This window comes from Campylobacter concisus UNSWCS, assembly GCF_000466685.1.
GTDB classification, from domain to species: domain Bacteria; phylum Campylobacterota; class Campylobacteria; order Campylobacterales; family Campylobacteraceae; genus Campylobacter_A; species Campylobacter_A concisus_A.
This window is the reverse complement of record NZ_ANNG01000113.1, coordinates 1-2,801: the sequence shown is the minus strand read 5'-3', so window position 1 is coordinate 2,801 and position 2,801 is coordinate 1. Positions and strand designations below refer to the sequence as shown.

Annotated in this window: 4 protein-coding genes; all 4 read left to right on the top strand. The window is 25.2% G+C overall.

Translation table 11 applies throughout. The features are described from left to right. Positions 1-160 precede the first annotated feature (160 nt). On the top strand, positions 161-763 hold the full coding sequence (locus UNSWCS_RS11085; protein WP_021088555.1) for a hypothetical protein: 603 nt from the start codon (positions 161-163) through the stop codon (positions 761-763). Further along, entirely contained in the window at positions 738-1,526 is a 789-nt protein-coding gene (locus UNSWCS_RS11080) for a hypothetical protein (RefSeq protein WP_021088554.1), read from the top strand. Before UNSWCS_RS11085 ends, UNSWCS_RS11080 begins: the two co-directional genes overlap by 26 nt. Before the next feature lie 23 nt (positions 1,527-1,549). Continuing rightward, on the top strand, positions 1,550-1,801 hold the full coding sequence (locus UNSWCS_RS11075) for a hypothetical protein (protein ID WP_035144164.1): 252 nt from the start codon (positions 1,550-1,552) through the stop codon (positions 1,799-1,801). Between the two features lie 132 nt (positions 1,802-1,933). Next, a complete protein-coding gene (locus UNSWCS_RS11070; RefSeq protein WP_021088556.1) occupies positions 1,934-2,566 on the top strand; it encodes a tetratricopeptide repeat protein in 633 nt (210 codons plus the stop codon). Positions 2,567-2,801: the final 235 nt, after the last annotated feature.

Genomic DNA, 2,801 nt, shown 5'->3' with positions numbered 1-2,801 from the left:
GCACGATATATATAATTTAGAGTTGTAGGTTTTTATGAAGCTAAATCAAAAATTAAAATAATGGGTTAAAATGTCAAACGAAATGTTTTTATTGTATCACTCTTATGAATACGGCGAACAAAATAGACACGAAGGCAAAAAAATTCTAGGTGAGTAAGCTATGAACATGGAATTACATTACGATAAACGCCTAGAACAATATTTACATTATATGAAAAATGCAATAGGCAATAGAAAAAAGTTAGTTTTTAAGGGAAATAAAGGTTACGAGTTGAAACATTTAGATAAATATATTAAATATGGTATATGTAAAACAGATTTTGGAATTTTTTTTAGATATAATGCAAAAAAAAAGAAATTACATACAAATAAAAAAAGTATAACGGAATTGGAATGGGATATAAATGAAATAAAATTATACGAAAAAGATTTCAAAAGCAAAAAACATTTTTACAGAACTTCTTTTTTGTTTTTGAATTTAGCTATAAAAGAATTTTTGAAAAGTGAGATTACGGATAAAATTTTATTTAAATTATCATTTTTTGATTTAGATTTTGTAGATACACATTCCCCATTTTACACGGATGATTTTATAAATCAACTAGATTTTAGAATGTATGGAATTAGGCAAGATGATGAAATTTTTAACTACAAAAATTTTATAGATGAAAAAAATCCTATTTCTGCAACTCTTTGTGTTATTGTAGAAAATTCAAACTATAAATTAGGAGAACAAAATGAAAACAACAAATTTTCTTCCTAATATATTAAATTCTTGGTTTGATAAATCGCCCAAAAAACCTGAAATTTGTGATATAAGAAAAAATCAACTATGGCTTTATTACGAAGATTCAATAAATTTTATTAATTTATTGAAAGAGTATGATATAAAAATTTTAGAAATACAGACTTATACCTATAAAGCCAAAAATGATAAAGAGTTAGATTTATCGTATGATTTTTGTAGAAATTATGATTATGAAATAGTCAAATCAAGATTAAATAATTCTGCGTATGATAAAGACAATATTTTTATGTATGAAAAATTTTTATTATTAGATAGTATGGCTCGTGCTGGTTATGTTACATTATTTTCTGTAATCCCAAATTTATCAAATAATATAAATTCGGTAATCGACAATTTAAATTTATGGTTCAACAAATCTCCTAAAATTTATAAAGAAAAAGATATAACAAAGTGCGAATTATGGCTATATTATGAAGATGGTTTATCATTTTTAGGTTTATTAGAACAAAACAATATCAAAGTTTTAGGTTGCGAAGCTCTACTTTTTTATCCAGACAAAAAAGGAGTAGAACCAAATCAATATCATAGCTTTTCACTAGAACACTATCCTTTAGTCAATAAAAATCTGACTTGGTATCCAAAAGAAGAAAAAAATAAATATGATACTTGTAGAAATTTTTTTTATGATAGATTTGAAATAGTCAAAGAACTAAGAAAAATCGGATACGATATGTTATTTCAGACAGAACTGGATTTATCTATTGCAAAAATTGATTAATTTGCAATCTAGGAAGACACCAAATGAAAATAAATAATGCATTAGAACAATATTCAAAAGAAAAAATAAAAATAAATACTTGGTTAGAAGATAATGTCTTTTTTATACAAGGAGATACAAAAAGTTTAATGTTTTTATCTGACTTAATTAAAGCGCAGGCAATGGAATTGAAAAATGACAATATTTGTATTGGTCCAAATTTAGCAGGAAATAAATTTTTTTCTAAAAAAGCTAAATTTGGAATTTTAATTCATAATACGGACAGTGCAAAATAAAAAATATTCTAATAATATCTGGAAAAACAAAAAGAAAGTAGCCTCGATAGTGCAGATAAAACTGGAAAGCATAATGTAGATAAAAAAGAGCTACAAAAACTTTTAAATCAAAAATTAAAATAGGATATATTTATGAGATTAAATAAAAATATAACCGAAAGACTAAATTTGCTAAAAGAAATAGTGAATTTTTTATCTGATGAAAAAAGTTTATCTACTTACTTAAAAATAGCAAATATATACACGGAAGAATGTAGATATAACTCAGCTATCAAATTTTACAAAAAGGGATTACAAATTTCTAAAAGGCTATTTGGAATAAATAATGTCGAAGTAGCAAAATTTTATAATGATATAGGAAATGTATTCTTGCTAAAAAAGGATTTTGAAAATTCTATAAAAAATTTTCAAAAATCTCTTACAATAAGAATTAAAATCTTAGGAGAAATCCACCAAGACACAGCAGTATCATATTATAATCTGGGTGTCGCTTTTTTGAAAAAAGAAGATTATATAAAAGCTTTTGAGCTTAATAATAAAGCACTTGAAATTTATTTAAAGATATGTGGGGATAGCAGTACTAGCGTGGCAAAGTGTTATGCAAATATTGCAGCTATTTGTGAAGTAGCAGATGAGTATAAATTAGCAATAAAAAATTATAAAAAGGCCTATAAGATCAGCAAAAAATTACTGGGAAACAAAAATCCTATGACAAATTTTTACTTTAACAAAATAAGCGACATTTGTAAGACAATGCAAAGTTAACTTTGGTTTTAGTGACTACTTAGAAAGCTCTAAATTCAGCAAAAGCTCACATCTTACACTAAGGACAATATCTACTAGTATAAAAAAAGTAAAAGGTGTTGATTTTTTACAATGCTTAGTTTTAGAGATGCTTTTGGTGCGCAGTTTGCATATCGACAAAAACGAAGTAGTACTTGATACTAGCAAAGCAAAAGACCGCGAAGTGCTAAAGAGAATTTACTACTCTATAAACAAA

Excerpts from the sequence above, each read along its gene's own strand:
- UNSWCS_RS11085 (WP_021088555.1), top strand. The coding sequence starts at position 161 with ATGAACATGGAATTACATTACGATAAACGCCTAGAACAATATTTACAT.
- UNSWCS_RS11080 (WP_021088554.1), top strand. The coding sequence starts at position 738 with ATGAAAACAACAAATTTTCTTCCTAATATATTAAATTCTTGGTTTGAT.
- UNSWCS_RS11075 (WP_035144164.1), top strand. The coding sequence starts at position 1,550 with ATGAAAATAAATAATGCATTAGAACAATATTCAAAAGAAAAAATAAAA.
- UNSWCS_RS11070 (WP_021088556.1), top strand. The coding sequence starts at position 1,934 with ATGAGATTAAATAAAAATATAACCGAAAGACTAAATTTGCTAAAAGAA.